At 64.6% G+C, this 3944-nt stretch carries 2 protein-coding genes; both read right to left on the bottom strand.

Features of this window, described 5'->3' with window-relative positions; translation table 11 throughout:
• Positions 1–3462: transcription-repair coupling factor (gene mfd / locus NKI61_RS32440; protein WP_352842365.1), on the bottom strand; the 3462-nt coding region annotated here is incomplete at its 3' end.
• Between the two features lie 10 nt (positions 3463–3472).
• Complete coding sequence (locus tag NKI61_RS32435) at positions 3473–3760, bottom strand: FAD assembly factor SdhE (protein WP_023681561.1); 288 nt, start codon at positions 3758–3760, stop codon at positions 3473–3475.
• Positions 3761–3944 lie beyond the last annotated feature (184 nt).

Genomic DNA, 3944 nt, shown 5'->3' with positions numbered 1-3944 from the left:
CATGACGACAGCCGAGCCCGCCAGACGCTTCTCGGCTGTCGGCCAGTCGCGGATGAAGACCACGCTGTGGTCGGCCCTGATCTTGGCCAGCGAGCCCTGTTCGCCGATGTACTTGACCAGCCCGACCGGGTTGGAAAACTCGCGCTTGCGGAAATGGATGACGACGCCCTTGGGGCCGGCATCGAGCTTTTCGACATTGGCCCTGCGGCAGAGTGCCTTGATGAAGACGATCTTGAGCAGATGCTTCACTTCCTCCGGCAGCGGGCCGAAGCGGTCGATCAGCTCGGCGCCGAAAGCATCGATCTCCTCGGTGTTTTCGAGATCGCCAAGGCGGCGGTAGAGCGCCAGCCTGAGCTGAAGGTCCGGCACGTAGCTTTCCGGGATCATGACAGCCGTGCCGACAGCGATCTGCGGCGACCAGCCGCCGTCCTGGACCTCGCCGGAGTCCTTCACCTCGGCCACCGCCTCTTCCAGCATCTGCTGGTAAAGCTCGAAGCCGACCTCCTTGATGTGTCCGGATTGTTCTTCGCCGAGTAGATTGCCGGCGCCCCTGATGTCGAGGTCGTGGCTGGCGAGCTGGAACCCGGCGCCAAGCGTGTCCAGCGACTGCAGCACCTTCAGCCGGCGCTCGGCCGTGTCGGTGAGCTTGCGGTTGGCCGGCAGCGTGAACAACGCATATGCCCGCACCTTGGAACGGCCGACGCGGCCGCGCAGCTGGTAGAGCTGCGACAGGCCGAACATATCGGCGCGATGGATGATCAGCGTGTTGGCGGTCGGAATGTCGAGCCCGGATTCGACGATGGTGGTCGACAACAGCACGTCGTACTGGCCGTCATAGAAGGCGTTCATGATGTCGTCGAGTTCGCCCGGCGGCATCTGGCCATGGGCCACCGCCACCTTCAGCTCGGGGACGGATTCGCGCAGGAAATCATGGATTTCGGCGAGATCGCTGATACGCGGCACGACATAGAAGGAATGGCCGCCGCGATAGCGTTCGCGCAGCAGCGTCTCGCGGATGACCAGCGGATCGAAGGGCGAGATGAAGGTGCGCACCGCCATGCGGTCGACCGGCGGCGTGGCGATCAGCGACAGTTCGCGCACGCCGGTCAAGGCAAGCTGCAGCGTGCGCGGGATCGGCGTCGCCGACAGCGTCAGCACGTGGACGTCGATCTTGAGGTCCTTCAGCCGTTCCTTGTGCTTGACGCCAAAATGCTGCTCCTCGTCGATGATCAGCAGGCCGAGATTCTTGAACGAGATCGCCGACCCGAGCAGTGCATGGGTGCCGATGACGATGTCGACCTGCCCCTCGGCGATGGCTTTCTTGGTTTCCGCCAGTTCCTTGGCGCCGACCAGCCGCGAGGCCTGGCCGACGCGGATCGGCAGGCCGGAGAAGCGCTGCGAAAAGGTCTTGAAATGCTGGCGCGACAACAGCGTCGTCGGCACCACGACCGCGACCTGGAACCCTTCCATCGCCGCGATGAAGGCGGCGCGCAACGCCACTTCGGTCTTGCCGAAGCCGACATCGCCGCAGATCAGCCGGTCCATCGGCTTGCCGGCGCCGAGATCGTCCACGACGGCATCGATCGCGCCCTGCTGGTCGTCGGTCTCCTCATAGGGAAAGCGCGCCGAGAATTCGCCGTAAAGCCCTTCCGCCGGCATCATGGGCGGCGCGGTACGCATCTGGCGCTCGGCGGCAATGCGGATCAACTGTCCGGCCATGTCGAGCAGGCGCTTCTTCAGCCGCGCCTTGCGCGACTGCCAGGCGCCGCCGCCGAGCTTGTCCAGCGTCGCCTCGGCTGTGTCAGAGCCGTAGCGCGACAGAAGCTCGATGTTTTCCACCGGCAGGAACAGCCGGTCGTCGCCGGCATAGTGGATTTCGAGGCAATCATGCGGCGCGCCGACCGCCTCGATGGTGCGCAGGCCGATGAAACGGCCAATGCCGTGATCAGCATGGACGACGATGTCGCCCGCCGACAACGACGACGCCTCGGCAATGAAATCCGACGCGCGCTTCTTGCGCTTCGAGCGCCGGATCAGCCGGTCGCCCAGAATATCCTGTTCGGCGACGACGACCAGTTGTTCGGTCTCGAAGCCGGATTCCAGCGGCAGCACCGCAAGCGCCGCCTGGCCCGGCTCGAGTTTTTCCGCCTCGGCCAACGTCGCCACCGGCACCAGATTGCCGAGATGATGCTCGGCCAGGATCTGGCCCAACCGGTCGAGCGAGCCTTCGGTCCAGCCGGCGACGATGACCCGGCGGCGCGCCGCGCGCTCGTCAGCGATGTGTTTTACGACGACATCGAAGACGTTGATGTTTGGGTCAGCCCGTTCCTCGGCAAAGCTGCGGCCATGGCGCGAGCCGCCATGGAAGACCTTCTTGGCCCCGACATCGGGCGCGTCGAAGGCGGTGAAGTCGATGGCTTCGCGCGGTCCGAGCGACGCCACGAGGTTTTCCGGTGAGAGATAGAGCAGGTCCGGCGCCACCGGCTTGTAGGGCACGGCGTCCTTCAACGCGGCGTCGGCCTGTTTGCGGCGCGCTTCGTAGTGGTCGAGGATTAGCGTGTGACGCTCAGCCAGCGCTTCGTGCGCCAGATGGTCGAAGATGACAGGCGCATCCGGCAGATAATCAAACACTGTCTCCAGCCGCTCGTAGAACAGCGGCAGCCAGTGCTCCATGCCGGCAAAGCGCCGCCCTTCGCTCACCGCCGCATAAAGGCCGTCGTCGCGCTGCGGCGCGCCAAAGGCTTCGATATAGGAGCGGCGGAAGCGGCTGATGGTTTCGGGGGTCAGCGCCACTTCACTCATCGCCTGCAGCGCCATCGACTTGCGCTGGCCGGTGGTGCGCTGCGTGGCGGCGTCGAAGACGCGGATCGATTCCAGCGTGTCGCCGAAGAAATCGAGCCGCAGTGCTTCCGTCCAGCCGGGTGCGTAGAGGTCGAGGATGCCGCCGCGCACGGCGAATTCGCCGATACCGCGCACCGTCGGCACTCGCTCGAAGCCGGAAATCTCCAGCCGGGACACCAGCGCGTTCATGTCGATTTGGTTGCCGGGCTTTGCGTGGAAAGTCTGCGCTTCGACCAGATCGGCCGGCGGAATGCGCTGCAGCAGCGCATTGGCAGTGGTCAGGATGACCGCGCGATGCGGCTTTTTTGCCAGCGCGATCATTGCCGTCAGGGCGTCGAGCCGCTTGGCGGCGGCATCGGAGCCTGGCGAAACGCGGTCATAGGGCAGGCAATCCCAGGCCGGCAACTCCAGCACCGGCAGGCCGGGGGCGGCAAAGGTCAGCGCCTCGATGATCGACGGCAGGCGCTGGCCGTCGCGCGCCACGAACAGCACCGGTTTGTCAGGCGCAATCTCATGGATCGCCTGCACCAGCGCAAAGGCTTCGTAGCCATCGGCAACGCCGTCGACGATGAACTGGCCGGCACGGCCTTTCGGCAGACCGATTTTGGGAATGAGGCTCATGGTTGCACGTTTAAAATGTCATGGTCCGGCGCGATGCCAGGATCTTTTGCAGGACGGCACAGTCGATATTCCTGGGAACCGGGCGTTCGCCGGTGACCATGGGCAGGAATTCGGTGTCGGGGATGTCGAGGAGCCTTTCATATTGGTCGATTTCATCGCCGGTCAAGGCGCCGATCTCGTTGTCGGCAAACGTACCGAGGATAAGGTCCATCTCGCGCATCCCGCGATGCCAGGAGCGGAACAACAGCTTGCGGCGCCTGATATCCAGCCCCTCGCTTGATCGTTTCGTCCCGGTCATCGTGCCGCATCCTTGCTTGGTGCGGCGCATATAGCGTGGATAGAGGGCGGTGTCAGCCTTGCAACGCACGGGTGGGCGGCTAAACATCCCTGGTGTGAAGAACACTCCTGACAACGCTGGTGCCGGACACCGCCCGCACTTCACCCTCCCCCTTGTGGGGAGGGTCGGCGAGCACGCTTCGCAA

Origin of the sequence: Mesorhizobium sp. M0514, from assembly GCF_040321145.1 — a bacterium.
In the GTDB taxonomy this organism is placed as follows: domain Bacteria; phylum Pseudomonadota; class Alphaproteobacteria; order Rhizobiales; family Rhizobiaceae; genus Mesorhizobium.
This window is presented reverse-complemented; position numbering and strand designations above follow the sequence as displayed.

Bases quoted from the DNA above. Each gene is read 5' to 3' on its own strand.
- NKI61_RS32435 (WP_023681561.1), bottom strand. From the start codon at position 3,760: ATGACCGGGACGAAACGATCAAGCGAGGGGCTGGATATCAGGCGCCGC.